The sequence below is a fragment of the Nocardia albiluteola genome (genome assembly GCF_018860155.1).
GTDB lineage: Bacteria > Actinomycetota > Actinomycetes > Mycobacteriales > Mycobacteriaceae > Nocardia > Nocardia albiluteola.
The window spans coordinates 380,962-407,866 of sequence record NZ_JAHKNI010000007.1 but is presented as its reverse complement, the minus strand read 5'-3'; the positions used below and the strand labels follow the sequence as shown (position 1 = coordinate 407,866).

Genomic DNA, 26,905 nt, shown 5'->3' with positions numbered 1-26,905 from the left:
GCAGCTGCACAACCGCCGAACCGCGGGCGCCGGCGGGTTCTTTGCCCCTGGGGGGTGGCGCTTGCGCCATCCCCGGGCAGGCCCCCGGCCTGCCCGTTAACGCCTGCTCTTCTCGCGTAGAGGCTCCAAGGTCAAGGGTGGCCGCAGGCCATCGCCGAAGGCGACGCCGTAGGCGCCCTTGAGGTTGGAGGGGCGCGGGAACACAATGCAGGCGCCACCACCCAGGGGCACACGGCCGAAGGCCGTGGAAGCTCTTCCACATACCCCCAACCAGGCTGAACGGGTCTCCCACCCGACCCCGAATGTTGGGGCCAATTTGGGGCCGCACGGCGTAAGCGGCAGTACACGACCAGCGCATACGACACGCAGGCGAACTACGAATAACGTGCTTGACGTGCGAAGATGCCACCATGATGAGTCTGGGGGTCAGGTGGTCGCAGGTTCAAATCCTGTCAGCCCGACATAGAAAAACCCCTTCCGACCAGGGTCGGAAGGGGTCTTTTGCTATCTGACGATTCGGAGTTGGGGAAGACGTTGCGGCTGATGCCGTAGTAGCGACACGTCGCAGCGACGTTGCCGCTGACCTCCTCAGCATGTTGTAGGACGGCCAGGCGCCGATTTGCCCGCCTGACCAGATCCTTCTCACTCCAAACACGTTCGGCCATATGAATCGTCACGGGTTGGGGGCCGCTTCTTCCTAGTGGAAGATGGTTTCCATCATGTCGAAGCGTTATCCGCCCGGGGTTCGTGAGAAGGCCGTGCGTCTGGCCCTCGAGCGTCTGGATGAGTACGGATCCTCGTATGCCGCAGCACAGGCGATCGCACCATTGGTCGATGTTCACTACGGCCGGCCACCGGCACGGCCTCGACGCCGCCGGTGCGCGGCCTGGTCCGCCGGGACCGGGATAGTCGCGGCGATCCCGTGACGACGCAACCACTCCCGGTTACCACGGCTGGAATACGCCTTGTCGGCCAACACCCGATCCGGTCGCACCCGCGCCCGGCCGCCACCGAGTTTCGGAACCGAAATACCGTCCAGCACCGCAGTGAACTGCGGGCTGTCACCGGCCTGACCGGCGGTGACCAGGACCGACAACACCCGGCAGCGCCGATCGTCCCTACGGAGCACTGTTTGTCTGGAATCTGGGGCAGCCGGCCAGAGGCGGCCCCCATGGCCAATTGACGGGATCGAGCGACATGCACGTCCACCACGTAAAGTGACACGTTGGACGCCATCATGCATTGATACCGTTGAGGAGGAAATGTTATGGCCAGCAAGGCTAGCATCGTGTTTGCCCACGGGCTCTGGGCCGACGGATCGTGCTTCAACAAGCTCATCCCCACCCTCCAGGCTGAAGGCCATGAGGTGTTCGCCTCGCAGCACGGCCTCGACTCGCTCGAAAGCGATGTCGCCGCCGTTACCTTCACCATCAACCACGTGCCCGGCCCGGTCGTGCTCGTCGGGCACTCCTACGGCGGGACCCTGATCACCAAGGCGGGCGTTCACGACCGCGTCAAGGCTCTGGTGTACATTGCCGCACTCGGCCCGGATGAGAACGAGACGTCGCAGGACGAGCAGGACAAGTTCGAGAAGACGCCCGTCTTCTCGAAGATCGAGGTCAAGGACAACCGCGTCTGGCTCAAGCCCGAGGGCGTCGCCGACTTCTGCGGTGACCTCCCGGAAGCCGAGCAGCAGCTGGTCTTGTCCGTGGGCGCCGTGCCGGTCGCCGACCTCTTCAACCAGCAGGTTCCCGGCGTGGCTTGGCGGACGAAGCCGAGCTGGTACATCGTCTGCAACAATGACCGTACCGTGAACCCCGACCTGGAGCGGGCCGCCGCCAAGCGCATGGGCGCGAAGACCTATGACATCGACAGCAGCCACGTCCCGATGCTCTCGCACCCTGAATTCGTCCTCGACGTGATCCGTGACGCCGCCAGGACCGTCGAGGCACAGGCGTAGGCCCGCAATGATGGCCAACATCACCGACCTCGACCCGATCGTCGTCACCGACATGTTCGGCGTCAGCCCGACCTCCGCGCATCGATGGGCCGCCTACGCCCATACAAGCTGGGCACAATTCCTTGCCTGCACCATCACCGCGACCAAGAAGGCACCGGGCGGCTATGTCTAGCCAAAGTTGAACTGCTGCTACATATTCCGAGGGGACCGCTGACGTGTTCGTCTGCCGCCTGAGCGCACCGATCGACTACTTCGAGGGCCTGGCGCCACTTCACGAATGGATCGACGGCAACCCCGATGGGTGCAGCTCCATTGGAGGGACTGTCGATCATGCTGGGAGCTGGTGATTTGTCTCGGGGGGTTGTGGTGGCTGGTGGGGTTCTATCGTCGGGCGCTGGGGGGTGGTGCGAGTGATGCGGGCGGCCGTTGCGGGGCGGGCATGTTGCTGCCGGGCTGGGCGATCTCGCAGAATCGGTCGTCGGTGGAGTCGTTGCGGGCCGCAGTACCGATTTCGACTAGGGGCTCACGACCTGCTTCAGTAGGTCGTGCAGTTCTCGACGTGCCCGCGCGTCCAGCACTTCCAGCGCGGGCACGCTGCGAAACACCTCGGCGTCAAGCTTCTGTCGAAGCGCGTGGCCGTCGTCCGTCAACGTCAACAGGCGCGCTCGGCGATCGCCGGGGTGTATTTCCTTGCGCACCAGTCCACGCGATTCGAGCCGATCGACGGTCGTCGCGGTATTGGACAGGTCCGCACCGAGCCTGGTTGACAACTCCTTGAGGGTCATCGGCTCCGTAAACTGGTTGAGCACCTTGGCTTCTGCGGGCGTGACACCGAGCCGCGCGGTGCCTGCGGCGAAGTGGGCGCGGACCAGGCCGACGGCGCGCTGCAACACATCGACCAGCTCCGCGTTACTCGGCACTCCGCTGTCGTCACTCATGACCGTACTGTACCCACTTCTCGAATATTGGTGGTTGACCACCACCAGTCCAGCTGCCACACTAGGCCAATATTGGTGGTCTACCACTATTATCTGGAAGGAACTCATGAACGTCCCGCTTCCCGCTGATGGCCTGCGGGCCAAGCCCTCGACCGCGGCCTATCTCGGGCTCACCTTGTTGTGCTCGGTGCAGATGATGCTGAATCTCGACGACACCGTGGTCAACGTCGCCCTACCCACGATTCAACGATCGCTGCACATGTCGCAGAGCGATCTGACCTGGATTATCAACGCCTACCTGCTGCTGTTCGGCGGCTTCCTGCTGTTCGGGGGACGCTGTGCGGATCTGTTCGGCGGGAAGCGGGTCTTCCTGGTCGGCGTGACGCTGTTCGGGGCCTCATCGCTGGCCACCGGGCTCGCACAGAACGCGACCATGATCATTGCCAGCCGCGCGGGACAGGGCATCGGCGGCGCACTGGCCGGGCCTGCCGCGTTGAGCATCGTGGCCGGACTCTTCACCGATCCGCGTCACCGCACGCGCGCCCTGGGCATTTGGGCCGGACTCGGCGGAATGGCGGCCACAGTCGGCGTGGTGTTGTCGGGCGTGCTCACCGAATACGCCAGTTGGCGTTGGTGTTTCTTGATCAATGTGCCGGTGGCCATCATCGCGTTCATCGCGGTCCCGCGACTCGTTCCGACGAAACCTCGTGTGCGGCAGGACAACACCCGGCTCGACGGCATCGGCGCGGCATTGGTCACCGGAGCCGTCGCCGCACTTGACCTCGGACTGGTTGACAGCGGGCGAGCGGCAGGCACGACCACGGCAATCCGGATCGCCATCGGCGTCGGCTTGCTCGCGGCCTTCATGGTGCGGGAAATGCGTTACGCCACACCGTTGATCCCGCTTGACTTCTTCCGCGATCGAGACCGCGCTGTCGCGAACACGGCCAATGTGCTGTTCTGCTCGGCCATTCTGTCGATGTTGCTGTTCGTCTCGCTGTACATGCAACAGGTGCTGCACTACAGTCCGGCGCGCACTGGGTTGGCCTGGCTTCCGTTCTGTGCGTTGGTCACTGCGGGATTCGGTGCCGCCATGGGCTTCACGCCACGCCTCGGCGTCCGGCCGGTACTCACGACGGCGATGGCGGCAGCTGCGTGCGGCATGTTTCTGCTCTCGCGCCTCTCTCCCACCGGCAGCTATCTTGCGTTGCTGCCCGGCCTGTTGATCGCCGGGTTCGGCATGGGCCTGGGGTTCGTCTCGATCACGATCGCAGCGGTCGGCGAAACTCACGAGGACATCGCGGGATTGGCGTCGGGGCTAGTGACCACGACACAACAGTTGGGCGGTGCGTTCGGCCTCGGCGTGTTCAGCACGGTGGCGTTTCATCGCAGCACCGGGCTCCTCGGCACCGGCGCGACGCCCGAAACCGCACTGACCCAAGGATTCCGGATCGCGTTCGAAGCCAGCACCGCAATCCTCGCGCTCGCCGCCTTACTCGCCGCATTCGGCGTCACCGCCGCCGCAGGGCAACCGGCCGAGGTAGCTCAGCCGCCCGCGAAGGAGGGCAGCACGTCTACCCAGGACGTCAGCGAGGCCGACGGATCGCGGGTGAGTTCGTCGCCGATGAGGTAGGCGGCAACATCGAGCAAGCTGTCCATGCCTTCGCCGTAGCGATCGGTGAGCGCGACACGAAGGTCGGCGATGGCGGCCTCGGAGGCCGAGTCGAGGGTTTCGCTGCTGCGAACGGTGAGATCGGCGATGGCGGCGAAGTCGGGGGCGTCGACGTGACCTTCCAAATCTCGGTCACACGAGCAGCAGCTCGCTCGATGTTCTCTCGCGTTACGTCCCCCTGCGCGGCATACTCATGCGCTGCCAGAGGTCAGTGCCGGTGCCATTGAATGGGCGGACAATACTGATGCTGGCATCTTTTACGAGCATGTTGATGTGCTCGAACACATCGCGAATGTTATAAGCCAGCTCGCTGATCTGTTCCTCTGGCGTTACATCAGCGATGAACGAGGCACAACGGCCGTCGGCCTCCTCGATCTTTCGCTGAGTCACTGAGGAGTCATTGCGATCGATGAGCGTGATAGTTGGACCTCGTTCAGCCAGCCCGGCGGCTAAATCGGCACCGGTACCCATTGGGCTGCCGGTCCCAGCGATGACCTGCCCATCGAGCTTGCCTCCCAGCGTGGCTCCTCGAGGCGAACTGCCGAGCTGGTCCGAAATGTCGATGTCCCAGGCTGGTCGATACCGAGAGCGGCGTGCTGGACCGCGCAATCTTCACCGATGAACAGCTCTACCGGCAGCAGCTACGTCGCGAATTCGCCCCGAGCTGGCTGCCGGCCCATTTTGCCATCCTTTCGGCCGGGATGGCCGGTTGGGCACAGGACATGCCTTCGCCACGTAATTCAATTGACGGAGTTTATGATCCAATACCGCCGAATGGTGAACAGGGCCGTTATTCGGAAGTCGCTGCGGTCGTCGGCGTACGGGTGGGATATCGTAGTAATTGATGCACAGTTAGCACATGCTGCCCGTTGTCGGCAGCGTACTGGCGGATGGTTGTAGCCGATGGCCGAGGGAGATCCGTTACAGACAGTCCGTGATGAATCCGCACCGATCGCGGAGGAGTTGAGCGTAGCCGGGTTCGCCGATGCGGAGGAGATCGGGCGGGGTGGTTTCGGTGTGGTCTACCGCTGTGCACAGACAGCGCTGGACCGCACGGTAGCGGTGAAGGTCCTGACCACCGAGCTGGATGAAGATGACGGGGCGCGGTTCGTCCGGGAGCAGCAGGCGATGGGGAGGCTGACCGGGCATCCGAACATCGTTGCGGTGCTGCAGGTAGGTGCCACAGCGAGCGGGCGCCCGTTTCTGGTGATGCCGTATCACCCTCTGGGTTCGCTGGACGCCCGGATTCGCGGGCAGGGGCCGTTGCCAACGGATACCGTGTTGCGGATCGGAGTGAAGATCGCCGGAGCGCTCGAGACCGCGCATCGGTTGGGCATCGTGCACCGGGACGTGAAACCGGGCAACATTCTGCTCACCGACTACGGCGAGCCCTCACTGACCGACTTCGGCATCGCACGGATCTCCGGCGGATTCCAGACGACCGCGGGCGCCGTGACGGGGTCCCCGGCGTTCATCGCCCCGGAGGTTCTCGAGGGCCAGGCTCCAACCCCGGCCGCGGACGTTTACGGGCTGGGTGCCACCCTGTTCTGCTCGTTGACCGGGCATGCGGCGTTCGAGCGACGCAGCGGAGAGAACGTGGTGACCCAGTTCCTGCGGATCACGACCCAGCCGGTGCCAGACCTGCGCGAGGACGGCATCGCCGCGGACGCTTCCTCTGTGGTGGCGACGGCGATGAGTCGCGATCCGCGTGAGCGGCCGTCGGCGGCGGAGTTCGGAGAAGCGATCCGGCAGGTGCAGCGCCACCGCGGGTACCAGGTCGACGAGATGGCGCTGCAAGCAGAACCGGTCTCAGCGCGTCGAGGTCCGACGCCGCCTCTAGGGGGGTCCCAGCGGACCTCGGCGCCGGCGGCGGTTCGGGGCGGTACTCTGCCGCTGGAGTTGACCAGTTTCGTCGGCCGCCGCAGCGAGCTGGCGAAGGTGAAGAGTCTGCTGTCCTCGTCGCGGCTGGTGACTTTGACCGGGATCGGCGGCGTCGGCAAGACGCGGCTGGCGCTGCGAGCGGTGGCCAACGTACGCCGCGAGTTCCCCGACGGAGTGCGGGTGGTCGAGCTGGCCGACGTGTCCGACTCATTACTGCTGGTCGAGGTGGTGGCGGCCACCCTGGGGTTGCGCGACGATCCGGCACGCCCGCTGCCGGAAACGATTGTCGAGTTCTTGTCCACGCAGGAGATGCTGCTAGTGCTGGACAACTGCGAGCGACTGGTGGCGGCGGTGGCGGAGCTGGTCGAGGCCTGGTTAAGGGCCTGTCCTAACCTGCGGATCCTGGCCACCAGCCGCGAACCGCTGGATATCGCCGGCGAGGCGGTGCTGCGGGTGTCGCCGCTGACGGTGCCGGATCCGGATCGGGAGCCGTCGCTGCGAGGACTGTCCAAATACGACGCGGTGACGTTGTTTGCCGAACGCGCGACCGCGGCGGTGCCGGGTTTCGAACTCTCGGAGGACAACAAGTTCACCGTCGCGCGGATCTGTGCACGAGTGGACGGACTTCCGCTGGCGGTCGAACTGGCCGCGGCACGGATGCGCACGCTCTCGCCCGAGCAGATCCTGCAGCGCCTCGACGACCGGTACGCGCTGCTGACTCGCGCCAGCCGCACCGCACCGACACGGCAGCAGACGCTGCGGTGGTGTATCGACTGGAGCTTCGGCCTGTGCACCCCGGTTGAGCAGCGGATGTGGGCCCGGTTGTCGGTGTTTGACGGCGGCTTCGAACTCGACGCCGCAGAACAGGTGTGTGGTGACGGTCCGGCGCCGGAGGACCCGCTCGATGTGCTGTCGTCGCTGGTGGACAAGTCGATCCTGATCCGGGACGAGTCGAATGGTGTTGTGTGGTTCCGAATGCTGGAGACCCTGCACGACTACGGTCGGCAGAAGCTGCGCGAGTCCGGCGAGGAGCAAGAGTTACGGCGCCGGCACCGCGACTGGTACCAGCAGCTGGTACTGGACGCAGAGACCGGATGGATCAGCGACCAGCAGCCATCCTGGATCGCCAGGCTCGAACGCGAAGTGCCGAACCTACGCGACGCGCTCGAGTGCAGCCTCAGCGAAGGCACCGAACAGGCCGCCGAGGCCGGGCTACGCACCGCCGCCGCGCTACTTCCGTTCTGGGTCTATCGGGGTCTCTACGGTGAAGGCCGGCGCTGGATCGACGGCGTTCTGAATCACCCTGCCCGGCAATCGATACCCATACCTGACCGCGTAAAAGCACTGCAAGTAGGCTGCATCATGACGGTGGCGCAGGGCGAGTTGCAGGCGGCAACCGCCCTGGCGGAGGAGGCACACGCGCTGGCGGCGCACGATTCCACCCCCATGGTCCAGGCGCTGATCGCCTACGCGGACGGCTCCGTGGCATTCTATAGTGGTGAGCTTGCTCGCGCGTCTTCCCTCTTTGAACGTGCCGTCGAAACGTTCAGCTCGAATCGGCGAGGGTTTCTGTACCTCATGGCTCTAACCGCGCTCGGTTGGGTGCGCGGTCGGAGCGGTGATACACAACAGGCGATCGAAATTCACCGGCAAATGCTCTCTGTCACCGAAGCATGCGGCGAATCGTTCTTCCGGTCGACGGCGCTGTGGGGCATGGGCGTTGCGGTTTGGCAGCGAGGTGAGGGGTCGCGGGCAATGCAACTGCTCGAGCAGGCGCTGCAGGTCGCCCGGCGGGTGCGCGGCCCGGTCGTCGCTGCATTGAGTCTCGAAGCACTGGCCTGGATTGTGTGCGCCGACGGTGACGCCGAGCGCGCGGCTGTACTGATGGGAGCCGCGCGGGAATTAGACCGGTCTGTGGGTAACACCACGAGCATGATCCCAATAATGTTGCAGCATCACGACGAATGCGTCCGGCTGGCGCGATCCGCCCTCGGCGCACGTGGGTACGATTCGGCCTTCCGGCGCGGCGGGGCGATGAGGATGGACGAAGCCGTCGCCTACGCACTCGGCGAGCAACCCACCGACAAGATACTCACATCAGGTCCGGATGTGCCTCTGACCAGGCGTGAGCGGCAGGTCGCAGACCTCGTCGCCCAGGGCCTGACCAACAAGCAGATCGCGGCGAAACTGGTGATCTCCCAACGTACCGCCGAGGGCCACGTGGAGCACATCCTCACCAAACTCGGATTCACCTCCCGTGCGCAAATCGCAGCCTGGATCGCAGAATACGTCGAAGGGCACTGATCCAATGGATGGCGAACCTCAGCGTGAAGAACGGCGGCCGCAACCAGAAAGTCCGGCATGTGGGTGATCTCGGGGCGCCGATGCCCGACGATGCCCCGGTGACCAGTGCGTAGGTGCCGTACCGCGCGTGCAGGTCCTTCATGATGCTCTCCCTCGACAGAGGATTTTGGCTTCGATAGGCCAATCGTGAGCCCATGAAAATGGACTGTCGATTCCAGAAAATCCGATATTGTGGAGGCATGGGCGGTACGAAGACGCGGCGGTTGACGCCGAAGGGTGAGCAGACGCGGCAACGGATCGTAATGGCGGCAGCGCAGTTGATGTTCGAGCACGGTGTGGCCGCGACGAAGGTCGAGGATGTGCGCGATGCCGCCGGGGTAAGCAATTCTCAGGTCTATCACTACTTCACCGACAAGAACGCGCTGATCCGCGCGGTGATCGCCTATCAGAGCGACACGGTCGTCGGCGGGCAGGAACCCATGTTCGCCCGGCTGGACACCGTCGACGGGTTCCGGGCCTGGCGCGACTTCCTGGTCGCGCATCAGCAGCGGCTGCACTGCCGGGGCGGCTGCCCGCTGGGGTCGCTGGGTAGTGAACTGGCCGAGATCAATTCGGCCGCCCGGGCCGATATCGCCGTCGCGTTCCAACGCTGGGAACTCGGAGTTCGCTCCGGACTGCGGGCGATGGCCGAAGCGGGCCGCTTAGAGCCCGCTGCCGACCCGGACAAGATCGCCACCACCACCCTGGCGGCGTTGCAGGGCGCACTGCTGCTGACTCAGCTGCAACGTGACACGGCGCCGTTGGAAACCGCATTGGACACGATGATCGAGCACATCGAATCCCGAACCCTCCCGGTCACATAAATTGGCATTGATAATCCATTTTCATGTCTGTAGGACTGGAGAAGCGAAGCCATTTTCGCCGAGCTCCGGCCGACCGGCCGGGTGCTCGCCTCCTCGCTTCCCATGCCTGGAAAGGGACGGACGTGACCTCTACGAACACCACCATCGCCGAACGCGTCGAGCTCATGCATCAGTCGAGTGCCACCCAGCTCCCCGCATCCGCCCTGGCCGCCTTCGGCGCCGAGCAGTCGGACCTGGCCACCCGCGGAATCCCCGACGGCGTCGCACGACCGGGCACCATGGTGTCCGACGCCGACCTGCTCGACATGAACGGTCTGCCCACCACCCTCTACACCGCCCTGGCGAACAAGCCGACCGTTCTCATCACCTACCGCGGGGCCTGGTGCCCTTACTGCAACCTCGCCCTGCGGGCATATCAGGAGCAGTTGGTGCCCGCCCTGGCCGAGCGGGGCGTCGGGTTGATCGCGCTCAGCCCGCAGCATCCCGACGGCTCCATGACCATGGCGGAGAAGAACGATCTGACCTTCACCGTGCTGTCGGATCCCGGAAACCAGATCGCCCGGCAACTGGGCATCCTCACCGCGCCCACCGACGAGGTGCGCGAGGCCCAGCAGAGCCTGGGTCTGGATCTGTCGATTGTCAACGCCGACAACGGATTCGGCCTGCCGATGCCGACGGTACTCATCATCGGCGCGGACAAGACGATCCGCTGGATCGACGTCCACCCCAACTACGCCACCCGTACCGAGACCTCCGACATCCTCGGCGCGCTCGACAAGCTCGACTGAGCATCACATCGAAACAGCAGGCGAGATGCGCACAGCGGCTTGGCGACTGCTGTTTCGTCGCTTCGGCCGGGTGCGCAGCTCGCCGCCCGTGAGGTCATGGAAGCTTGACCCGTGGCGGCGAGCCCGGCGTCGGAGAGTTTTTACTGCACGCCAGGAACATCGCTCCGACCGTCGGATCTGAAGATGGGCCAGCCGACTTCGGTGACGGGGTCTTCCTCCGGGGTAGCGTTGAGCGGGTTGCGGAGGTAGTACTCGCGTAGTGGTCCGTCGATGCCGATCTCGTGGCGTGCGGTGTACGTGCCCAGATCGCCGTAGGTCAGGTCGATGGTGGTCAGCGGGCCGTGGTGGGTAGCGACCGCCAGTTCGGCGCCGGGCACGACGAGGGGCTTGACCCGTCCGATCGGACGCGCGTCATTGCCCGCCGAAAGGTCGACTGGAACGAACACCAGCGCTTCGCCCTGCTCGTGCACGAGTATCTCGTTGGCGAACACGCCCCCGACCGGTCCGGTCGGGCGGAGCTTCTGAGCTGCGGCAAGACCATAGAGTTCACCGAGTGCGCCCTGCCACCAGCTCACGATGTCCTGGCGTTCGACGACCTCGCGAATAGCCATTGCGGGTTGGGCAGCGACAGTGCGGTGCTCGATGGCAGGCCCGCGCACCGGCCGGTTCAGCAGGTCGCGCAATGCTTCGACGGCACTTTGCGTCCGGGAAAGCTGGTGCTCGAGCCGGGCGAGATGCGACGTGATCAGCTGATTACGCGCGTCGACGTCCTGGGTGGCGAGGACGGCTTTCACGTCCGGCACGGGCATGTCGAGATTGCGCAACCGGACGATCACCTGCGCGATCGGGACCTGGTCGAGCGAGTAGTAGCGGTACCCGGTGCCCTGGCTGACGTGCACCGGCGCGAGCAACCCGACGTCGTGGTAGTGGTGCAGTGTCTTCACGCTCAGGTGCGTCACCCGGGAAAACTCGCCGATCGTCAGGCCCTCGCGCATGTCACCCAGTATCAACTCTCCTGTTACCGGAGGGTCCAGCACATCCCAGAGAGTTGACCCTCCGGTAGCCGTACGGTCGAAGGTCATGGCATGAAAACCATGACCGGCCAACTGCCGGACCTCATCGCCGCCCACATCGCGGCCGTCAATGCCTTCGACCTGGACGCGATCATGGCCACGTTCGCCGACGACGCCCTCGTCAACGATGCGCAGCGGGAATTCTGGGGTGCTGACGCGATTCGCGCGTGGGCGGAACACGAATTGGTCGGTGACAAGGTCACGATGGCGGTGACCGAGATCGTGACCCACCACACGCTGACGATCGTGAGAGCGCGCTACGACGGCGACTACGACAAGACGAACCTGCCGGCCGAGCTCATCCTGACCAACTACTTCACCGTCGCGGACGGCAAGATCACCAGCCTCATCACCCTGCACAACCGGCCCGTCACCGCCGAGCAGCACGCCCCTCGGCCTGTGTAGGCGAACACCGCGAAGGGAGCACCTGATGAGCACGACGGTAGTCACCGAGTTGTTCGCGCAGCCCGGCCGCGGCGATGACGTCGCGGAACTCCTCCTGCAGATCCTCGGAGAAAGCCTCGAGCACAACGGATGTGAGGACATTCGCATCCTGCGCGACCAGGACGACGCCGATCATGTCGGCGGGCTGACCCGGTGGACCGAACGCCACAACTACACCGACTATCTCGACTGGCGCACCGAGAACGGCTTCACCGCCACGTTCGAAACGATGCTGACTCAGCCTCTGGTCATCCATTTCTACGACGAAATCTTCCAGGGCGAGGGAATCGCACTGCGCAACCACTAGGGAGCGATATGACCGAGTTGTCCGAACGCTGGGCACGAACCCGCTACACCGATCTGCGCTACTACGGCACGCCCACGCGGGGCGGCCATTTCGCCGCCTACGAGACACCCAGATGCATGAGCAGTAGCTCATGGCCCGTGTGCAAGCCCAGGCCCTGAAGCAACTGTCGTGCCCGCATTACCGACCAGACCACCGGCGGCCGCGGTCGACGCGGGAACGCGGCCGCGGGGCTGTGGACCGGATGTCATGAGGAACAACATAGTGCTGTCTCGAACAGGTATCGGGGTGGCCCCGGACGGCGCTGCCGGGGCCACCCGCGGTCAGCGCAGCACCAGACCGCCGTCGGCGATCAGGGTTTGACCGGTCAGCGCCGCGCCCGCGTCGGAGGCCAGGAACGCGACGGTCGCCGCCGTGTCGGTGGGGACCAGACGGCGGGGCAGGGCTTGCCGCGCGACCTGGGCCGCGAAATCGTCGTCCGAGTTGACCGTGCGTGACCCCGGCGTATCGGTCAGTCCCGGCGCCACCGCGGTCACCGCGATCCCGTCGGGACCGAGCGCCCGCGCCAGCGAGCGCATGATCCCTGTCAGTGCGCCCTTGCTGGCGACATAAGGGAGCAGGACCGGTGCGGGCGGTTCCCACAGTGTGTCGGAGGTGACGAAAATGATGCGGCCGAAGCCGCGTTCGGCCATGCCGGGCGTGAACGCCTGCGCGAGCCACAGCACCGATTCCACATTCACCGCCTGGACGTGGCGCCAGATCCCGGCATCCAACTCCTGGAGCGAAGCCTGGTCGAAGGCGCCCGCGCTGTGCACGAGAACGTCTGCGCGGCCGTAGCTTTCGAGGACCTGCGTGGCGGCCCGCCGGGTAGACCGCTCGTCGGCTAGATCGACGTCGATATCGCCACCGCGGTCGAGCACGACCGTGCGGTGCCCGCTCGCCCGCATTGCATGCTCAATCGCGGAGCCGATCGCGCCCGCACCGCCGGTGATGACGGCGACCCGTTCGGGTGTCGCGGCGGTCATGGCTTCAGCACCAATTTGCCGGTGGTGAAGCCCTTTTCGAGGCGGCGGTGGGCCTCGGCGGCCTCGGCCAGCGGCAGGGTGTGAATCTCGGGGACAGCGATCGCACCGGAGGCGATCCGGTCGACCAACCGTCCCAGTGCGGCGCCCGCGTCGGTGAGGCGGTGCTCGAACCAGGTGCCGAGATTGAAGCCGATCAGGGCCTGGCTCGGGGCAGGGTCGTAGAGGAGCGGTTGCAGGGCGGCGGGGTTCAGGCCCGTTACGGTTCCGGAGACCGAACCGTAGACGATGACCCGCCCGAACGGCGCGAGGATCTTCAGCGTCTCCATCAGGCGTGCGGGGCCGGTCATCTCGAGGGCGACGTCGACGCCGCGTCCGCCAGTGAGCGCCGCAACTTGATCGGTCCAGTCCGGGGCGGTGTAGTCGACGGCGTGATCGGCCCCGAGCTTCAGCGCGATCTCACGCTTGGCGGCGGTACTTGCCCCGGCGATCACGGTGGCGCCCTTCAGTTTCGCGATCTTAACCGCATAGCTGCCCACACCCCCGGCCGCGGCTGGGACGAAGACGGTCTCGCCGGGCTCGAGGCGGGCGAGATCTTCCAGCATCACGGTGGCGGCCAAGCCCGACACAACAATGCCCGCGCCCGCCTCAGGGGTCAGACCGGCGGGAATCGGGATCAGGCTCGCACCCCAGGCCACCGCGAGCTCCGCGTAGCCGCCCGAGGCGTCGGTCCCGACGGTGCCGAAGACAGGGGTCCCGATCGGAAGGTTGTCGACGCCCGCTCCGACGGCGGCAACAGTCCCGGCCACCTCCGCGCCCGGGACGAATGGGCTGGGCGTCGGGACCGGGTAGACGTCGCCGCGGCGGCGCATGACGTCGGAGAAGTTGACCGCGGCGGCCTCGACCCGGACCAGCACTTGGCCCGGACCGGGCACCGGGTCGGGCAACTCCACCAGCCGCAATACCTCTGGGCCACCCTGGTGCGTCATCTGGATTGCTTTCACGTCAGAACTCCTCGGCCGCTTCACGTCACGGCGTCGTCGATCCGACGGCGCCGACGGTCAGGCATTTACCTGTCCTGGTCAGGTAAACAGGCTTGATTGGGGTCCTATTCCTTGTAGAAGCAAGAACCTGTCCAGGTAGTTGGAAGTGCGCTGCACGCAGGCATCACCAGAATCCGGTGATGCCGGCTCGCCAAGATTTGTTGCGATGCTCACGCCGGTTACCGCAATCCGAGGATCGGATCGAACTGGAGGACATCATGGCCAATCCTACTGCTGGTCTGATGCAGCCACATGGACCATGACATCTCCTGCCCGAACTGTGGGCGTGCCGATTGGGTGCAGCACATCCCGGCCCTGCAATCGACGAGCGTAGCGAACTCACCGACCCGCAGGCCGAGAAACACCGCCGAACCCAACTCACACCCGACCAAACCGATGCCGAACACGCACTACGCCAACACCACCGGCTCGATCTCGACACTGAACCAGTCACCAGCGGCATCAACTCCGGCACGAGGATCGATCCAGCACGCCGATACAACGAACTCGGGCTCTGAACTGCCGGTCGAGTTCGGTGTACTCCCATGAACCGTCACGACCCCCGAGCTGTGACGGTTCAGTTCGCGTTCGTCGTCGGCGAGGCCGCTCTGCACCAGAGGCTCGGCTCGGCAGAGCTGATGGTCGAGCAGCTGCGGCCTCTGTTCGACCACGCCATCGCTCACCGCCAAGACCACCGCTATCTACCCAGAGACTGGCTACGGCTGCTGCGCCTCAGTTGCTTGTTTCGCGGGGACGGAGTGCATAGTCGGGCACCAGTTGACGATCGAGCGTGAGCGGTCGGCGACCGTCTATGTACCGGATTGCTAGGTGGACAACAGCCATCCAGTCACCTTCCCGGTTGGAATCCACTGCCGCAGCGTGCCGGGCACCTCACCGGTCATGTCGACCCCGGCGACGTTCTGCCTGATCGGCTTGCCGGGGTCGCGGATCATCAACGCGTCCGGACGCGACGGGGAACCTCACGTATGGGGGGTATCGACGACCCGATTTGCGCTGGTCAGGGAGTCCCAGAAGCGTTGGCTGAACGTGAGTTCGGTCATTGCTGATCAACCTCGGCGTTGATTTCCGGCAGTGGTTGCGGCACCGGGTTGGCTTGTACATCGGTCTGCAGAATGCTGCTGATACATCGAAGTCAACAAACTACTGGTAGTCGGCGTACCATCACACAGGAGCAGCCGCCCACCACTCGTCGACCAGATTCTGGCCAGTACGACCGGCCGCTTCGACATCGATCACCAGCCACGCACGGGCAGGATCGTCGAAGCATATAGTCAGCCAGCCCTGTCCGCTGCCGGGATCTGTGCCATCGCGGAGCTTGCCGTGACTCGATGCGCGGGTCCAGCTCTGGTCTCGAATCGTGCTGTCGTGCTGTGCGGTGGCATACATGGAGTCGCGGCGGGGATCGCCGGGGCGGAAGGTCCACACGGTCCAGGTGATTCCGCTGTCCTGCGTGCATTCGACTGCGGGAGCGTGACCGTTGTTGAGCTGGTTTACGTCGGTGCAGCGCGCACCCCCATACCCGGCGGCATCGGGGCTGACTGGAAGCAGTTGCGGCAGTAGGGCGACCAAGTCGTTGTCGCGTCCCCAGGCGGTGACCACCGGCCCGCGTCCATTCGCGGTAGTTGTGGTTGCGGCCGTCGTGACGGTCGAGATCGGCCAGGTGGGCGATGATACCGGCGCTACTGCGGTGGCAGGCGGTCGCCAGGGGCGTACCGCAACGATCGCCACCAGCGCTGACACGAGTACAGCGATGGCAGTGACCGCGGCCCACCTTTTCCGGTGATGACGTTGCGGAGCAATGCCTTCTACCGTCGAAGAGACTCGGGGGACGGGAGTGAGCGCTTGTCGAGCGGCTATCGCAAGGGCGCCGCAGCTGTCGTAGCGCAGCTCGGGGCGCTTGGCCAGTGCGATGGTGATGACGGCGTCGATTGCGGGCGGTAGACATCCGATGCGAGAGGTAGGTGGAGGTGGTGTGTCATTGAGATGTGCCAGGATGATGTCAGCGACGCTGGAACGCTCGAATGGCACTGAGCCAGTGAGCATCTCGTATAGTGTGCAGCCCAGTGCATAGACATCGGCCCGGCGATCGACCGGATCTGGCATGATCTGCTCGGGTGCAACGTAGGCCAGTGTCGCGACCAATGTCCCGGATTCGGTCAGCGGGGTGACCTCGGCGGACCATGCGATCCCGAAATCGGTGACGACCACGTGATCGGCGCCGTTGTCTTCGCCGACCAACAGGTTCGCAGGTTTCACATCGCGGTGTACCAGGCCTTTGCGATGTGCCGCGTCGAGTCCTGCCGCGGCCTGATCCAGGATTGCCAGGGCCCGGGGAACCGGCAGCCCCGCAGGGCTTTGCGCGATGAGTCGCGCGACGTCGGTGCCGGCGATGTGCCGCATGGCGATCCAGGGTCGCCCGTTGGTCGTGCCACGGTCATATACTTCGATCACGTTCGGATGGTCCAGGCGCGCAATGAGTTCGGCTTCGCGCTCGAACCGCATCCGAAGCTCCGCGTCATTCGCGCGGTCGAGCACTTTCAGTGCGACCGAGCGTGGCAGCCGTGGATCGCGGGCCAGGTAGACCGCACCCATGCCGCCGACACCGAGTACTCCGTCGATGCGGTATCCGGCGAACAGGGAATCGATCGGCAGCGTCATCGTTTCTCTCGTCCAGCATCACAGCGGTGCGTGCGCCCACCAACGGCCGGCCACATCCTGGCCTCCGGTTCCGCCGGAAGCAGTGACGATGCAGAACCAACGCCCCGGGTCGTCGAATTCCACGTCCAGCAACCCGAAACCGGCGAGGGAGTCGGTGGCCCATCGGACACTGCCACTACCGGACGCGTGCGTCCAGTGTTCTTCATGGATGTTGCTGCGACCGAACATATTCGACGAGTAGGTCAACTGCGAACGGCTGGGGTCACAGTGAATATTCACGCTGAACGCGCTGTCGTCGCCGGCCGGGCACTGCACCCAGCGCCCTTGGGCGTCGTTGAGCGCGCATCGCATTCCCTGATATCCGGTGGCCGTCGGATCGGCGGGCAGCAGTCCCGGGAACGCAGCCACGATGTAGGCACCCGGCCCCCACGCCGACGGTGCAGCGGTGGTGGTCGTGCGCGCCGTCGTCGATGCCGCGGTGGGTGCGGGCTTGGGGTGTGCGGAAGCATTGCCACACATCTGGATTCCCGCCGTTGTCGCGGCAGTGATCAGCAGAGATGCCGCCGCGGCCGCGAGAACCGCCCAGCGCGGGCGCGAGCGGGCCGGTACCGCGGAGCGCAGCTCGGTCGGTGTCTCGATGGCTGTTGCGAATGCGGCGTTCGCTGCGTCTGCCAGCTCCCCGCAACCGGCATATCGCTCGTCGCGATGTTTGGCCAACGCCCGAGCGATCACGACGTCCAGCGCCTCTGGGAGTGCGGGGTTGACCGCTGACGGCCGTGGTGGCGGTTCGGTGAGGTGAGCTGTCATTACCGCGATCGCAGACCGGCGTTCGAATGGTGGAGCACCGGTGAGCATCTCGTACAACGAGCAACCGAGCGAGTAGACATCCGTGCGCGGATCCAGGGGCTCACCATTGAGCTGCTCAGGTGAGGCGTAGGCGAACGACGCCAACACCGAGCCCGTGGTGGTATTCGTGACGGCATCAACTGATCGCGCGATTCCGAAATCGGTGATACGCGCGATATCGGCGCCGTCGTCGCCGGCCGAGATGAGGATATTGGCAGGCTTCACATCCCGGTGCAGCAGACCCGAGCGGTGCGCAGCGTCGAGCCCTCGCGCGGCGTCGGAGACGATGCGCAGCACACGGTCCGGTGTCAAGACCGTAGGTCCGTAGCGGATCAGCGCAGCGGCGTCGAGGCCGTCGACATAGCGCATGGCGATCCACAGCAGGTCATCGACGGAGCCGCGGTCATAAACCGATACGACGTTCGGATGCTCCACGCGCGCGGCCAGTTCGGCCTCACGCAGGAACCGAGCGCGAAGACCGCTATCGCGCCCCAGGGCCGGATTGAGGATCTTCAGTGCGTCCTGGCGAGGCAGCCGCGGATGCTGTGCTAGGTAGACGGTTCCCATACCGCCCGCCCCGAGTCGGCGCACGATCCGGTATCCGGCGAACACGCTCCCGGGCGCCAATTGCACGATTCCCGCCTCCCGTTTCCTGTGCTGGACGGTACCGCACTGGCATGCAGCGACGCCGACGGACGACCAGTACGCGCGCGATACACCGCTGGCGATCGCGCGCGTCGTGCTCACTGCAAGGCGTAGGTGTCGCGGGACAGGCGGAAGTAGTGGCTGCCGGCACTGCAGTACATGTAGTCGGTGGTGCTGTAGCACTCGACCTGCCCTACCCCCGTGGTGGTCTCGTAGTCGAGCACCGGCAGGCTCGAGTCTGCGACGGTATCTCCGGCACAGGTGAACTGCGCCGCGCTGCCGACCGACATGGTGACTGTGTGCCCGTATCCGCTTGCGCCACAACCACCGGCGGGCCGCGCTGGCGGCGTGAACGCGAAATCGTGGACATCGCAGCGGACATCGGTGCCGCCGGTGATCATGCACGCGATGTTGCCGGACGGTGATTGGAACCGGTCATAGCTGTACTGCGGCCCTCCCGGGTGGGCGTCGGCCGTGCCCGAGGCCAGCAGCAATGTGGCCGCCACAGCCCCTGCCGACACGACCGCCATAGTTGACCATCGCATTGGATCGATCCTTTCTCAGCAAACTCTCGTCGGTCTTGATCAGGCTGCCAGATGGCCCTTTCCATGACCTTGCCGTCACCTTGCCCGCCGCTGCCGGCCGGAATTCGCCGAGCTGAAACACCTTCGTCCGGCCACAAGCCCGTCGGCGCGGCATACGCAGCCGTCAGCGTCGTCATCGCAATGGCGCCCGGCATCGACCCGCCGACACGAGGTTGCTCGGCGGCAGTCTGCTCGGCCGGGGAGGCCTGCGTCGGGCGCGGGGTCGCTGTGCTGATATCCAATACAGAGCGCGTACAACGGAAGCCCCACGGCGCGTGAATCTTCCGCATACGGAAATAGCGAGGAGGTGCGCGGTGAACCGGTCCTCTGCCGCACCGCTGTTCATCTCGGTGCTCGGCCCGGTGCGAGTCGAGGTGGGTGGTAAGTCGGTGGCGGTCGGCGGCCCACGTCGGCAGGCTCTCATCGCACGCCTGGCGATCGAGCGCCAGCGAGTGGTGTCGGCCGCAGCGCTCGCAGATACGGTGTGGGACGGCGCACTGCTGTCGCAGGTACAGACGAATCTACATGCGATGGTATCCAAACTACGCCGCTCACTCGAGCAGGCCGGCGCACCGCCACTGCTGCGCACCGCTGCGCCCGGCTACTTCCTCGATGTCGACGACTGGTGTTGTGATGCAGACATTTTCGCCAGCTTGCGGCGGAGCGGTCTGGATGCGCTCGCGGCGGGTGCAGCCGATCGCGCCGTGGTCGAACTCGAGCAGGCACTGTCGCAGTGGAATGGTGAAGCATTCGCGAATCTGCGAACTATCGGATATTTCGACCGAATCGGCCGCGCACTCGACAATGAACGGCGCGAAACTCTCTCGGCGCTGGTAGATGCGCGGTTGAGTGCCAGCCGGTACAACGAGGCCGTCGCCGATTTGCAGGCGCTGGTTCGGGACGACCCCTACGCCGATCGACATTGGTCTCGGCTGATCTGGGCGCTGGCTCTGGCCGGACGTCAATCCGAAGCACGTCAGGCATGCCGGCAGATGCGGTTGCTCCACCATCAGGAACTCGGCCTGGACCCGAGTCCTGCGCTGCTGGAGCTGGAGAAGCAGGTTCACGCCGGCCAGCTCGGGCCCGTCGCTGGCCCGAGTTTGCGGACCACAGTCGGCGCCCTGCCGGATGCGTTGCGGCGCGGTCGACTTCGCCGCGCCTCCGACAACGCCGCGTTCCCGATAGGCCGCGCCGGTTTGCGCATCGGCCGGGCACCCGACAATGACATCGTCATCGACCGTGAGGATGTCAGTCGCTACCACGCCGAGGTCCTGCACACTCGCGCCGGACTCGTGGTCCGGGATCGCGGCTCGCTCAACCTCACGCAGCTTCGTGGCGTCGATTTGCCCCGTGGCGCCATCGAACTTCTGAATAGTGGTGACGAGATCTGCATCTGCGGTGTTTCCCTGATCTTCGAGGCCGAGCACTGATCAGACCCTGTCCATGAATCGAGCTATCCGCGCGCTTCCTCCCCGGCATCGTCCGACTCTCGCCGAAAGATCAGCCAGCAGCCGCCGATTCGAGCGAACCGCAGGTGAGCAACCGGCCCGTCCGGATGGTGTTCGAGTTCGCTCGGCTGCGGCGTGGGTCGTGCCCAGGGTGATCACCCAGCTGGCAGCAGCCAAGAAGATCGGTTGCACATCGGCGAAGCTGAGCTATATGGAGAGCGGCAAGACCGCACAGGCCCCTGATGAGGTCGGGGAGCTGATGAGGTTCTATAGCGCCAAACCCGAGCAGGTGGAGCTAACGGTCTCGCTTCCGCACCTGGTGAAGGGTTGTGTCTGCGGCCTTGACGTGCGGCGTCGTCGTCGGAGGATCATGGCCCATGACTCGCGCCCTGTCGACGCCGCCCGCAGTCCCCTCCGGGGTTCTCGCTGGCTCCCCTCAACCCGTTCTTCCCGCCGCCGGGAGCCTGCTGCTTCGCCCCTGGGAGCCAGCCGACGCGCCAGCCTTTCTCTCCGCTTATCAGGACGGCGAGACCCGCCGCTGGCACACGCGCCGACCCTCCGCCGAGACTCAGGTCCGGGAATGGTTCGACACATACCGTCAGGACTGGCAACAGGAGAAGGGCGGCCACTGGGCTGTCACCCGCGACGGCGAGGAGGTGCTCGGCCGGATCGCGCTGCGCGGCTTGGACTTCGACGACGGCATCGCTGGCGTCGGCTACTGGGTGCTCCCGGCCGCCCGGGGCGCCGGTGTCGCCTCGCGCGCCCTGTCGGCATTGACTGCCTGGGCTCTCGACGAGATCGGTTTCCAACGCCTGGAACTGGACCACTCGACGCGTAACCATGCCTCGTGCCGGGTTGCCAGAAAGTCCGGCTATCTCCTGGAGGGCACCAAGCGCAGCGCCGCGGTGCACGACGACGGCCGACACGACATGCACCTACACGCCCGCATCCGAGGCGACTGGGCCTGACCGATCACTTCCTTCGCACACGCTGTGGTGTTGGGGTACACCCCGGGCCCGGCTCGGCCTGTGACGCCTCGGCCCGCAGGTAGCTGTGAACGGTTTCGCGGCTGATGCCGAACTCCTTGGCAAGCACCGACTTCCGCTCACCCGGTCGTGGCACGCTCACGCAATTGACCGGCCCGCCCAGCGGTCAGGGCTGGTTTGGGCCCGTGGGGTCTTGTCACCGCGGCGGGCAGAGGCCCGCTCATTGTGCGGCCACAACTCGGTCGCGGGCATCCGGTGAACCGCCTGATGAATCCGGAGACTGTGATGTACTCCGGGTTGACCGGGTGGCTCATGACCGCGGTCCCATCACTCCGGCCGGACCTCATCGGCTTGCATGCCCTTTTGCCCCTGGACGGCAACGAACGACACCCTCTGACCCTCTTTGAGCGACTTGAAGCCCTCGGACTGGATCGCCCTGAAGTGCACGAACAGGTCGTTCCCTCCACCATCGGGAGTGATGAAACCGAACCCCTTCTCGTCGTTGAAAAACTTCACAGTCCCGCTCTGCCTGCCGGCCATGGCCACACCCGCTTCATGTGAGGTAGTCGAGTCGTGACGGTCATGATTGCCCGTCACCGGATTGATCATCGCTTGTTCGGCCTTCCCAGGAGGGCTTCCGAGGCGGTGAGCCACACCGAAAATGCGAGGACCGACGTGGCTCCTGCGGCCGGGCAGTAAGCGACCTCAGTCCCGCAACGTCCGGTTCAGATGAGTGAGTAGGACACCGACGCCCCGAATACCGACTGCGCGAATACCGATTCTCACCAGTTCCGAACCCCACCAGTTGCTCACAAGTTGCTGCATACTAGTGGGGTTTCGGTAAGGATGCGATCGGTCCAGCGAGTTCGTCCCACTCAACCGACTTTTTCGGGGGATCTCACACGACATAAGACACCGATGTGAAACGCGATAGCGCTCGGGCGACAGAGACGACCCCGGGCGGGTATGTCCCTGCCATGGACTCGTGAGGATGGGTGGTCGCGGATGAGCGAAGCGCCAGGGCCGCCAACCGATGTCGAGGTGTTCGCAGGGCGGTTGCCAGGTCGACCGCGGCAGTGGTGGCGGCGGTCCAGTCATCTGTTCGAACTCACGTGTCTACGGATGGAGTGCAGTGTGTGGTATCTACTGTTCAAGTACGTCGTCATCGGGCCGGTGCTGTGGATGATCGGGCGGCCGAGGATTACCGGAATGCACCATATTCCGAAGTCCGGACCGGTGATCCTCGCGAGCAATCACAAGGCGGTGGCAGATTCGTTCTTCCTGGCACTGATGATCCGGCGGCGGATGACGTTCGTGGCGAAGGCGGAGTACTTCACCGGGACCGGGCTCAAGGGTTGGCTGATGCGATGGTTCCTTACCGCGGTAGGCCAGGTGCCGATCGATCGCAATGACGTGGACGCGGCGGCAGCAGCACTGCGGACCGCAGAGCGGATTCTGCGCGAGGGCGGAATCTGGGGGATTTATCCGGAGGGTACCCGGTCACCGGACGGGCGACTGTACAAGGGCAAAACCGGGGTCATGCGGGTTGCGTTGACGACCGGAGCGCCGGTCCTGCCGGTGGTGATGACCGGGACCGAGCAGGTGAACCCGCGCGGGTCGCGACGACTGCGGTTCGGACGGGTCGGCATCACGGTCGGTGCACCACTGGACCTGGCTCGGTTCGCGGAGCTGGCGCAGGATCACCGGGTGGTGCGCGCGGCCACGGATCAACTGATGGCCGAACTACACCGTGCGTCCGGGCAGGAGTACGTGGACGAGTACGCACGCCGTGACAACCCTGCGTAGATGTAGTCGCTGACCGCAAAGTGTTCCCAGCCGGTCGGTCGAGATCGTGATCGTCGCGGCGTCTCTAATTCCCCTCCGAGGATATTCATCTCACTATCGGGTCGCCTGCTGATGCCGGGCCCCTCGACGAGATCCCGCCGGGCCGAGAAGGCCTCGACCGGATCCCGCCGGGGCGGGTGGCGTAGTGAGCCCGGGTTGCCGTGTCAGATCAGATGGTCCAGGTAATCGGGTAGTTGACGATCGGGTGGAACGTCATGCCACCGACCGCCGCCATTTCGCCGCGTGCGACGACGACCATTTCGTTCAGGTTATTCATCTGCTCTGCGTGCTCTTCGGAGTCCCAGATGCTGACATTGGCATACGAGCCATCCGGCGAGACGGCGCTGTACCAGTGGCGAATGCCCGGCAGTTGTCCGATGGCCGGGGTCAGGTACTCCGCCTGCTTCCTGGCGAGGGCGTCGAACTCGGCGAACTTGCTCGGGTCGAAACTAGCGAGTCCGACGCGGACAACCGCGGTCGTCGGCAAGGTCTCGGTCATAGTGATCCTTTCTTCGGTGAACAGTTTTCCCGGTGGACCGGACAATCCCGCGTTCGAGGATCCGGCGCGGAACCTTTGCAGGCCAACCGGTTTCAAGCCGCATTGCAAGTCTGATGCCGCGTTACCGGATCAGGTCAGATGGTCCAGTCGATCGGGTAGTGGACGATCGGGCGTTCGAACGTGACACCGACCGCCTCCGCCTCCCCGCGCGCTACGACGGCCATCTCCTTCAGCCCGTTCAGTTGCGCCGCGTGCTCGTCGGTGTCCCAGACGCTGATCTGCATAATCGAGCCCTCCGGCGAGACGCCCGAGTAAAAGTGAATGAGGCCCGGCAGTTGCTCGATGGCCGGGATCAGGTACTCCGCTTGCTTCGTGTTCAGGGTGTCGACCTCGGCAAACAGGTTCGGGGCGAAGGTGGCGCGTGAGACGCGAACAACCGCGCTCGCCGGCAAAGGCTCGGTCATGGTGAACCCTTCTCAATTACGTTTCGATGTACTATCGCATCGTAATGAGCACCCTGCAACCGAAAGCCGGACGACCGCGGAACCCGGCCCTGGACCAAGCGATCCTGGCAGCCGCCGCCCGCCACCTCGGCGAGCTCGGCTACGCCCGCATGTCACTGGAAGCCGTGGCCGCCGCCGCAGGCACCACCACGCCCAGCCTCCGACGCCGGTACCGGAACAAGGCGCAGCTGGTCGCCGCGGTGATCGGCGCGCTACGGGTCGAGGAACCACCAGCCGGTGCCCCGTCCCCGCGTGCCCACGCCCTGGCGATCCTGGAGAACTTCCACAGCAACCTGCGAGCTGTTCCCGCGCTGGCCATCCTCGGCTCACTGCTTGCCGAAGAGGAACGCCACCCCGAACTGCTCGAGCTCTTCAAGACCCGCCTCGTCGAGCCGCGACGAGCGCTGCTCCGGCAAGCGCTGGCAGCAGGCGATCTTCCGGACTCCGCCGACCTCGACGCGCTCACCAGCATGCTCATCGGCTCTTTCTACGGCCGCTACGTCACCCTCGCAGGCATCCCCGACGATTGGCCGAACCGCGTGCTGAGCGCCATATGGCCACACGACACCAGCCCCACAGCACCGCGCCACGATCACCGCCCAGCCACTAGCCGGACGACACCCTAATGCCTCGAGTTGCGGTTTGCTACCTATCCCTGGACGAGTTCGGCGTCGACCGTCCAGAGATAGGTGACAAGGTCCGGGGCGCGCCGGTCACCCGAGGCCCTGCGGCACAGCCGGACCCGACGGCTATTCCTCGAACGGCATCCGAGCGGGATCACCGGATTGCTGAGAAGCGTTGCGCCACACGTTCGATCGGCACTGCTCACCGGCCGCACGATTCGCCGTCTGTGCCAGTTCGGGTGGAGGGCTCTGAGCCTTCCCATGCAGCTCGGTTGGCTCCGCTGAACCAGACCGTGCAGATGTTTCGAAACAAGCCGAAGCATCGACGGTCCCGAAGCGGATATCCTCTTGTCAAGGGGGCAAGGCACCGGCGACACCAGGTGCAGTTCGTTACGCAAAGTTCCACTGGTCGACCACCGACAGAACGGAATCGAGCCATGTCGAAAACACATCCGACCGCGAAGGTTGCTCAGCAGACTGACGGCAAGGGCGGTGCCGGTACCGCGGAGTTGATCGAGCAGGGCGTTCCACGGGAGGAGGTGGAGCCGGGGTATGCGGTGAGCGAGACGGAGGCGCAGCAGATAGCGGCCGAGCGACTGGCCGAGGCGCGGCGTCTGGAGGATGAGCAGATCGCCGAGTTGCCGCGGGCGAGCCAGGACCAGATCCGAGACGCACAGCGCGAGATGGCCGCCAAAGGGATCGAAGTCCACTTCAACACGAAGTGGTGGGGGTTCGAGATGGTCCTCAACAAGGAAGGGGCTATTGCGGCTGCCCATCTCACCGAGTACATCGGCTCGGCATTGCAGCAGTTCCCGAAGCTGAAACCGTTCGCGCCGTTGATCGACGCATCCTGCAAGCTCAAGGCCAACTGGATCAAGGCAGTGGGCGAGACCTACGGATGCCGGCTGGTTTCCCCGTGGATCGCTCCGATGATGCTCATCCCGATCTCCCTGGCGCCCAAGGACGACACCAGCTTGTGGTGGACCGTCTACGAGACCGCTGAAAGCTGGAACCAGGACGAGAAGTTCGCCGCCCACAAATCCAAATCCAACCCCGCCCTGGCCGCGTTGAACGGAAAGCTGTACTGCGTGCACCGCGGCGACAACAATCAAAAGCTCTGGTGGACCGTCTACGATCCCGATACCGGCTGGTCGGACGACACGGAGTTCCCTGCCCACACCAGTGGCGCAGGCCCCGCTCTGGCCGCCTACAACGGAAAGTTGCACTGCGTACACCGCGGTGGTGGCAGCGACAACGAACTGTGGTGGACCACTTTCGACGGCACCACGTGGAGCGATGATGTCCGGATCGGTGGCAGGACCAGTCACGGTCCGGGCCTGGCAGCCTATGATGGCAAGCTGTTCTGCGCCTACAAGGGCTACAACAACAACCAGCTGTACTGGCGAACCCTGTCCGGCAACAGCAACAGCTGGGGTAGCGAAGGCTCGATACCCGGCAAGACCAACTCCAACCCCGCCCTCGCCGTCTACAAGAACGCCTTGTATGCGATGTACACGGCCTATGACTCGTCGGTTCTGTACTTGAACAGCTTCAGTGGCGGTAGGTGGCACGGCGATAGCGCGCTGCCCGCTCACAAGAGCACCGAAGGCCCAGCTCTGGCCGTCTTCGACAACCACCTGTACTGCGCGCATCGCGGCGCCACCAACGACAAGCAGCTGTGGTGGACCCGATTCAATGGCAGCAGCTGGAGCACCGACACCCGGTTCGGTGCCCACTCCAGTGCCCAGGGCCCAGCACTCGTTGCCTACCGCGACAAGAACGGCACTCAGGAGCAGCTCCTGTGCGTCCACCGCGGCTACTAGCAGAACACGGGGACCGACCCCACCGAGGCTGACCAGGCCGTCCGCGCGCACGCTGGACGTGGCTCGTGGACGCCGTTGCTCCCGCAACAGCGCCTACACCACGTCCAGACGCCGCCGCGCCAGCGCGAGCAC

The 26,905-nt window shown here is 65.0% G+C and carries 30 protein-coding genes and 1 pseudogene; 16 read left to right on the top strand and 15 right to left on the bottom strand.

Annotated elements, in window-relative coordinates; all coding sequences use genetic code 11:
- Nucleotides 1–844: 844 nt before the first annotated feature.
- A pseudogene (locus tag KO481_RS22855) lies at nt 845–1,114 on the bottom strand (transposase); the annotation flags it as partial.
- Between the two features lie 153 nt (nt 1,115–1,267).
- Here KO481_RS22855 and KO481_RS22850 point away from each other — a divergent pair.
- Complete coding sequence (locus tag KO481_RS22850) at nt 1,268–1,960, top strand: alpha/beta fold hydrolase (RefSeq protein ID WP_215919478.1); 693 nt, start codon at nt 1,268–1,270, stop codon at nt 1,958–1,960.
- Between the two features lie 10 nt (nt 1,961–1,970).
- Nucleotides 1,971–2,132, top strand: coding sequence for a hypothetical protein (locus KO481_RS22845; protein ID WP_215919477.1), 162 nt, complete (start codon nt 1,971–1,973; stop codon nt 2,130–2,132).
- A 343-nt stretch (nt 2,133–2,475) separates the two neighbouring features.
- Here the strand turns inward: KO481_RS22845 and KO481_RS22840 are convergent, their stop codons facing one another.
- Nucleotides 2,476–2,898, bottom strand: a complete 423-nt coding sequence (locus KO481_RS22840; protein WP_215919476.1) for a MarR family winged helix-turn-helix transcriptional regulator — start codon at nt 2,896–2,898, stop codon at nt 2,476–2,478.
- Between the two features lie 106 nt (nt 2,899–3,004).
- Here KO481_RS22840 and KO481_RS22835 point away from each other — a divergent pair, with 106 nt between their 5' ends.
- Nucleotides 3,005–4,531 carry an MFS transporter gene (locus KO481_RS22835; RefSeq protein ID WP_215919475.1) on the top strand — a complete coding sequence of 509 codons (1,527 nt, stop codon included), beginning with the start codon at nt 3,005–3,007 and terminating at the stop codon, nt 4,529–4,531.
- Here the strand turns inward: KO481_RS22835 and KO481_RS22830 are convergent.
- Both KO481_RS22830 and KO481_RS22825 read right to left on the bottom strand, forming a co-directional pair.
- The gene (locus KO481_RS22830; protein ID WP_215919474.1) at nt 4,444–4,695 is read right to left on the bottom strand and encodes a MoaD/ThiS family protein; all 252 of its coding nucleotides are present in this window, start codon (nt 4,693–4,695) and stop codon (nt 4,444–4,446) included. The genes KO481_RS22835 and KO481_RS22830 overlap by 88 nt on opposite strands.
- Before the next feature lie 43 nt (nt 4,696–4,738).
- Nucleotides 4,739–5,179, bottom strand: coding sequence for an SDR family NAD(P)-dependent oxidoreductase (locus KO481_RS22825; RefSeq protein WP_281066154.1), 441 nt, complete (start codon nt 5,177–5,179; stop codon nt 4,739–4,741).
- Between KO481_RS22825 and KO481_RS22820 the strand changes: the two genes are divergently transcribed.
- The 4 genes from KO481_RS22820 (at nt 5,164) to KO481_RS22805 (ending at nt 10,406) form a co-directional block, all read left to right on the top strand.
- A complete protein-coding gene (locus KO481_RS22820) occupies nt 5,164–5,415 on the top strand; it encodes a hypothetical protein (RefSeq protein ID WP_215919470.1) in 252 nt (83 codons plus the stop codon). The two genes, KO481_RS22825 and KO481_RS22820, sit on opposite strands and share 16 nt — an antisense overlap.
- A gap of 58 nt (nt 5,416–5,473) precedes the next feature.
- Nucleotides 5,474–8,755, top strand: coding sequence for a protein kinase domain-containing protein (locus KO481_RS22815; protein WP_215919468.1), 3,282 nt, complete (start codon nt 5,474–5,476; stop codon nt 8,753–8,755).
- A 239-nt stretch (nt 8,756–8,994) separates the two neighbouring features.
- Nucleotides 8,995–9,618 carry a TetR/AcrR family transcriptional regulator gene (locus KO481_RS22810; RefSeq protein ID WP_215919466.1) on the top strand — a complete coding sequence of 208 codons (624 nt, stop codon included), beginning with the start codon at nt 8,995–8,997 and terminating at the stop codon, nt 9,616–9,618.
- Between the two features lie 122 nt (nt 9,619–9,740).
- Entirely contained in the window at nt 9,741–10,406 is a 666-nt protein-coding gene (locus KO481_RS22805) for a peroxiredoxin-like family protein (protein WP_308166744.1), read from the top strand.
- A gap of 140 nt (nt 10,407–10,546) precedes the next feature.
- Here the strand turns inward: KO481_RS22805 and KO481_RS22800 are convergent, their stop codons facing one another.
- Nucleotides 10,547–11,401, bottom strand: a complete 855-nt coding sequence (locus KO481_RS22800) for a MerR family transcriptional regulator (RefSeq protein WP_215919462.1) — start codon at nt 11,399–11,401, stop codon at nt 10,547–10,549.
- Nucleotides 11,402–11,491: 90 nt separating this feature from the next.
- Between KO481_RS22800 and KO481_RS22795 the strand changes: the two genes are divergently transcribed.
- Genes KO481_RS22795 through KO481_RS22785 form a run of 3 tightly spaced genes read left to right on the top strand, consistent with a single transcriptional unit; the run spans nt 11,492 to nt 12,388 of the window.
- Nucleotides 11,492–11,884 (top strand): nuclear transport factor 2 family protein, encoded by a 393-nt coding sequence (locus tag KO481_RS22795; protein WP_215919460.1) that lies wholly within the window; start codon nt 11,492–11,494, stop codon nt 11,882–11,884.
- 25 nt (nt 11,885–11,909) lie between these two features.
- Nucleotides 11,910–12,230 (top strand): putative quinol monooxygenase, encoded by a 321-nt coding sequence (locus KO481_RS22790; RefSeq protein ID WP_215919458.1) that lies wholly within the window; start codon nt 11,910–11,912, stop codon nt 12,228–12,230.
- An 8-nt stretch (nt 12,231–12,238) separates the two neighbouring features.
- On the top strand, nt 12,239–12,388 hold the full coding sequence (locus tag KO481_RS22785) for a hypothetical protein (RefSeq protein WP_215919457.1): 150 nt from the start codon (nt 12,239–12,241) through the stop codon (nt 12,386–12,388).
- Between the two features lie 162 nt (nt 12,389–12,550).
- On the opposite strand, the gene KO481_RS22780 is transcribed toward KO481_RS22785, so the two are convergent.
- The 3 genes from KO481_RS22780 to KO481_RS22770 all read right to left on the bottom strand — a co-directional run bounded on the left by KO481_RS22780 (nt 12,551) and on the right by KO481_RS22770 (nt 14,987).
- Nucleotides 12,551–13,252, bottom strand: a complete 702-nt coding sequence (locus KO481_RS22780; protein WP_215919456.1) for an SDR family NAD(P)-dependent oxidoreductase — start codon at nt 13,250–13,252, stop codon at nt 12,551–12,553.
- Nucleotides 13,249–14,253: a quinone oxidoreductase family protein gene (locus KO481_RS22775; protein ID WP_215919455.1), complete on the bottom strand. Its 1,005-nt coding sequence runs from the start codon at nt 14,251–14,253 to the stop codon at nt 13,249–13,251. The genes KO481_RS22780 and KO481_RS22775 overlap by 4 nt, the downstream gene beginning before the upstream one ends.
- Before the next feature lie 449 nt (nt 14,254–14,702).
- Nucleotides 14,703–14,987 (bottom strand): hypothetical protein, encoded by a 285-nt coding sequence (locus tag KO481_RS22770; protein WP_215919454.1) that lies wholly within the window; start codon nt 14,985–14,987, stop codon nt 14,703–14,705.
- On the opposite strand from KO481_RS22770, the gene KO481_RS44850 reads away from it, so the two are divergent.
- Complete coding sequence (locus tag KO481_RS44850) at nt 14,901–15,086, top strand: hypothetical protein (protein ID WP_372452104.1); 186 nt, start codon at nt 14,901–14,903, stop codon at nt 15,084–15,086. The genes KO481_RS22770 and KO481_RS44850 overlap by 87 nt on opposite strands.
- A gap of 30 nt (nt 15,087–15,116) precedes the next feature.
- Here the strand turns inward: KO481_RS44850 and KO481_RS44000 are convergent, their stop codons facing one another.
- The 4 genes from KO481_RS44000 to KO481_RS22755 all read right to left on the bottom strand — a co-directional run bounded on the left by KO481_RS44000 (nt 15,117) and on the right by KO481_RS22755 (nt 19,007).
- Nucleotides 15,117–15,245, bottom strand: a complete 129-nt coding sequence (locus tag KO481_RS44000) for a hypothetical protein (protein WP_281066153.1) — start codon at nt 15,243–15,245, stop codon at nt 15,117–15,119.
- A gap of 229 nt (nt 15,246–15,474) precedes the next feature.
- Nucleotides 15,475–16,971, bottom strand: coding sequence for a serine/threonine-protein kinase (locus KO481_RS22765; protein WP_215919453.1), 1,497 nt, complete (start codon nt 16,969–16,971; stop codon nt 15,475–15,477).
- Between the two features lie 18 nt (nt 16,972–16,989).
- The gene (locus KO481_RS22760) at nt 16,990–18,450 is read right to left on the bottom strand and encodes a serine/threonine-protein kinase (RefSeq protein WP_308166741.1); all 1,461 of its coding nucleotides are present in this window, start codon (nt 18,448–18,450) and stop codon (nt 16,990–16,992) included.
- 110 nt (nt 18,451–18,560) lie between these two features.
- Complete coding sequence (locus tag KO481_RS22755) at nt 18,561–19,007, bottom strand: hypothetical protein (protein ID WP_215919452.1); 447 nt, start codon at nt 19,005–19,007, stop codon at nt 18,561–18,563.
- Between the two features lie 314 nt (nt 19,008–19,321).
- On the opposite strand from KO481_RS22755, the gene KO481_RS44845 reads away from it, so the two are divergent.
- Both KO481_RS44845 and KO481_RS22745 read left to right on the top strand, forming a co-directional pair.
- The gene (locus tag KO481_RS44845) at nt 19,322–20,476 is read left to right on the top strand and encodes a BTAD domain-containing putative transcriptional regulator (protein WP_372452098.1); all 1,155 of its coding nucleotides are present in this window, start codon (nt 19,322–19,324) and stop codon (nt 20,474–20,476) included.
- Nucleotides 20,477–20,871: 395 nt separating this feature from the next.
- A complete protein-coding gene (locus tag KO481_RS22745; protein ID WP_215919450.1) occupies nt 20,872–21,462 on the top strand; it encodes a GNAT family N-acetyltransferase in 591 nt (196 codons plus the stop codon).
- A gap of 345 nt (nt 21,463–21,807) precedes the next feature.
- On the opposite strand, the gene KO481_RS22740 is transcribed toward KO481_RS22745, so the two are convergent.
- Nucleotides 21,808–22,020 (bottom strand): cold-shock protein, encoded by a 213-nt coding sequence (locus tag KO481_RS22740; RefSeq protein ID WP_215919677.1) that lies wholly within the window; start codon nt 22,018–22,020, stop codon nt 21,808–21,810.
- Between the two features lie 594 nt (nt 22,021–22,614).
- Between KO481_RS22740 and KO481_RS22735 the strand changes: the two genes are divergently transcribed.
- Nucleotides 22,615–23,286: a lysophospholipid acyltransferase family protein gene (locus tag KO481_RS22735; protein ID WP_215919449.1), complete on the top strand. Its 672-nt coding sequence runs from the start codon at nt 22,615–22,617 to the stop codon at nt 23,284–23,286.
- Between the two features lie 208 nt (nt 23,287–23,494).
- Here the strand turns inward: KO481_RS22735 and KO481_RS22730 are convergent, their stop codons facing one another.
- Both KO481_RS22730 and KO481_RS22725 read right to left on the bottom strand, forming a co-directional pair.
- A complete protein-coding gene (locus KO481_RS22730) occupies nt 23,495–23,824 on the bottom strand; it encodes a hypothetical protein (RefSeq protein ID WP_215919447.1) in 330 nt (109 codons plus the stop codon).
- Nucleotides 23,825–23,958: 134 nt separating this feature from the next.
- A complete protein-coding gene (locus tag KO481_RS22725; RefSeq protein WP_215919445.1) occupies nt 23,959–24,288 on the bottom strand; it encodes a hypothetical protein in 330 nt (109 codons plus the stop codon).
- Nucleotides 24,289–24,332: 44 nt separating this feature from the next.
- On the opposite strand from KO481_RS22725, the gene KO481_RS22720 reads away from it, so the two are divergent.
- Both KO481_RS22720 and KO481_RS22715 read left to right on the top strand, forming a co-directional pair.
- Entirely contained in the window at nt 24,333–24,953 is a 621-nt protein-coding gene (locus tag KO481_RS22720) for a TetR-like C-terminal domain-containing protein (RefSeq protein ID WP_215919444.1), read from the top strand.
- 434 nt (nt 24,954–25,387) lie between these two features.
- Nucleotides 25,388–26,773: a hypothetical protein gene (locus tag KO481_RS22715; RefSeq protein ID WP_215919443.1), complete on the top strand. Its 1,386-nt coding sequence runs from the start codon at nt 25,388–25,390 to the stop codon at nt 26,771–26,773.
- The last annotated feature ends 132 nt before the right edge of the window (nt 26,774–26,905 follow it).

Coding starts and splice junctions, on each gene's coding strand:
- KO481_RS22850 (WP_215919478.1), top strand. CDS start 1,268: ATGGCCAGCAAGGCTAGCATCGTGTTTGCCCACGGGCTCTGGGCCGAC.
- KO481_RS22845 (WP_215919477.1), top strand. CDS start 1,971: ATGGCCAACATCACCGACCTCGACCCGATCGTCGTCACCGACATGTTC.
- KO481_RS22840 (WP_215919476.1), bottom strand. CDS start 2,898: ATGAGTGACGACAGCGGAGTGCCGAGTAACGCGGAGCTGGTCGATGTG.
- KO481_RS22835 (WP_215919475.1), top strand. CDS start 3,005: ATGAACGTCCCGCTTCCCGCTGATGGCCTGCGGGCCAAGCCCTCGACC.
- KO481_RS22815 (WP_215919468.1), top strand. CDS start 5,474: ATGGCCGAGGGAGATCCGTTACAGACAGTCCGTGATGAATCCGCACCG.
- KO481_RS22810 (WP_215919466.1), top strand. CDS start 8,995: ATGGGCGGTACGAAGACGCGGCGGTTGACGCCGAAGGGTGAGCAGACG.
- KO481_RS22800 (WP_215919462.1), bottom strand. CDS start 11,401: ATGCGCGAGGGCCTGACGATCGGCGAGTTTTCCCGGGTGACGCACCTG.
- KO481_RS22795 (WP_215919460.1), top strand. CDS start 11,492: ATGAAAACCATGACCGGCCAACTGCCGGACCTCATCGCCGCCCACATC.
- KO481_RS22790 (WP_215919458.1), top strand. CDS start 11,910: ATGAGCACGACGGTAGTCACCGAGTTGTTCGCGCAGCCCGGCCGCGGC.
- KO481_RS22785 (WP_215919457.1), top strand. CDS start 12,239: ATGACCGAGTTGTCCGAACGCTGGGCACGAACCCGCTACACCGATCTG.
- KO481_RS22780 (WP_215919456.1), bottom strand. CDS start 13,252: ATGACCGCCGCGACACCCGAACGGGTCGCCGTCATCACCGGCGGTGCG.
- KO481_RS44000 (WP_281066153.1), bottom strand. CDS start 15,245: ATGATCCGCGACCCCGGCAAGCCGATCAGGCAGAACGTCGCCGGGGTC.
- KO481_RS22765 (WP_215919453.1), bottom strand. CDS start 16,971: ATGACGCTGCCGATCGATTCCCTGTTCGCCGGATACCGCATCGACGGA.
- KO481_RS22755 (WP_215919452.1), bottom strand. CDS start 19,007: ATGCGATGGTCAACTATGGCGGTCGTGTCGGCAGGGGCTGTGGCGGCC.
- KO481_RS22745 (WP_215919450.1), top strand. CDS start 20,872: ATGACTCGCGCCCTGTCGACGCCGCCCGCAGTCCCCTCCGGGGTTCTC.
- KO481_RS22740 (WP_215919677.1), bottom strand. CDS start 22,020: ATGGCCGGCAGGCAGAGCGGGACTGTGAAGTTTTTCAACGACGAGAAG.
- KO481_RS22730 (WP_215919447.1), bottom strand. CDS start 23,824: ATGACCGAGACCTTGCCGACGACCGCGGTTGTCCGCGTCGGACTCGCT.
- KO481_RS22725 (WP_215919445.1), bottom strand. CDS start 24,288: ATGACCGAGCCTTTGCCGGCGAGCGCGGTTGTTCGCGTCTCACGCGCC.
- KO481_RS22720 (WP_215919444.1), top strand. CDS start 24,333: ATGAGCACCCTGCAACCGAAAGCCGGACGACCGCGGAACCCGGCCCTG.
- KO481_RS22715 (WP_215919443.1), top strand. CDS start 25,388: ATGTCGAAAACACATCCGACCGCGAAGGTTGCTCAGCAGACTGACGGC.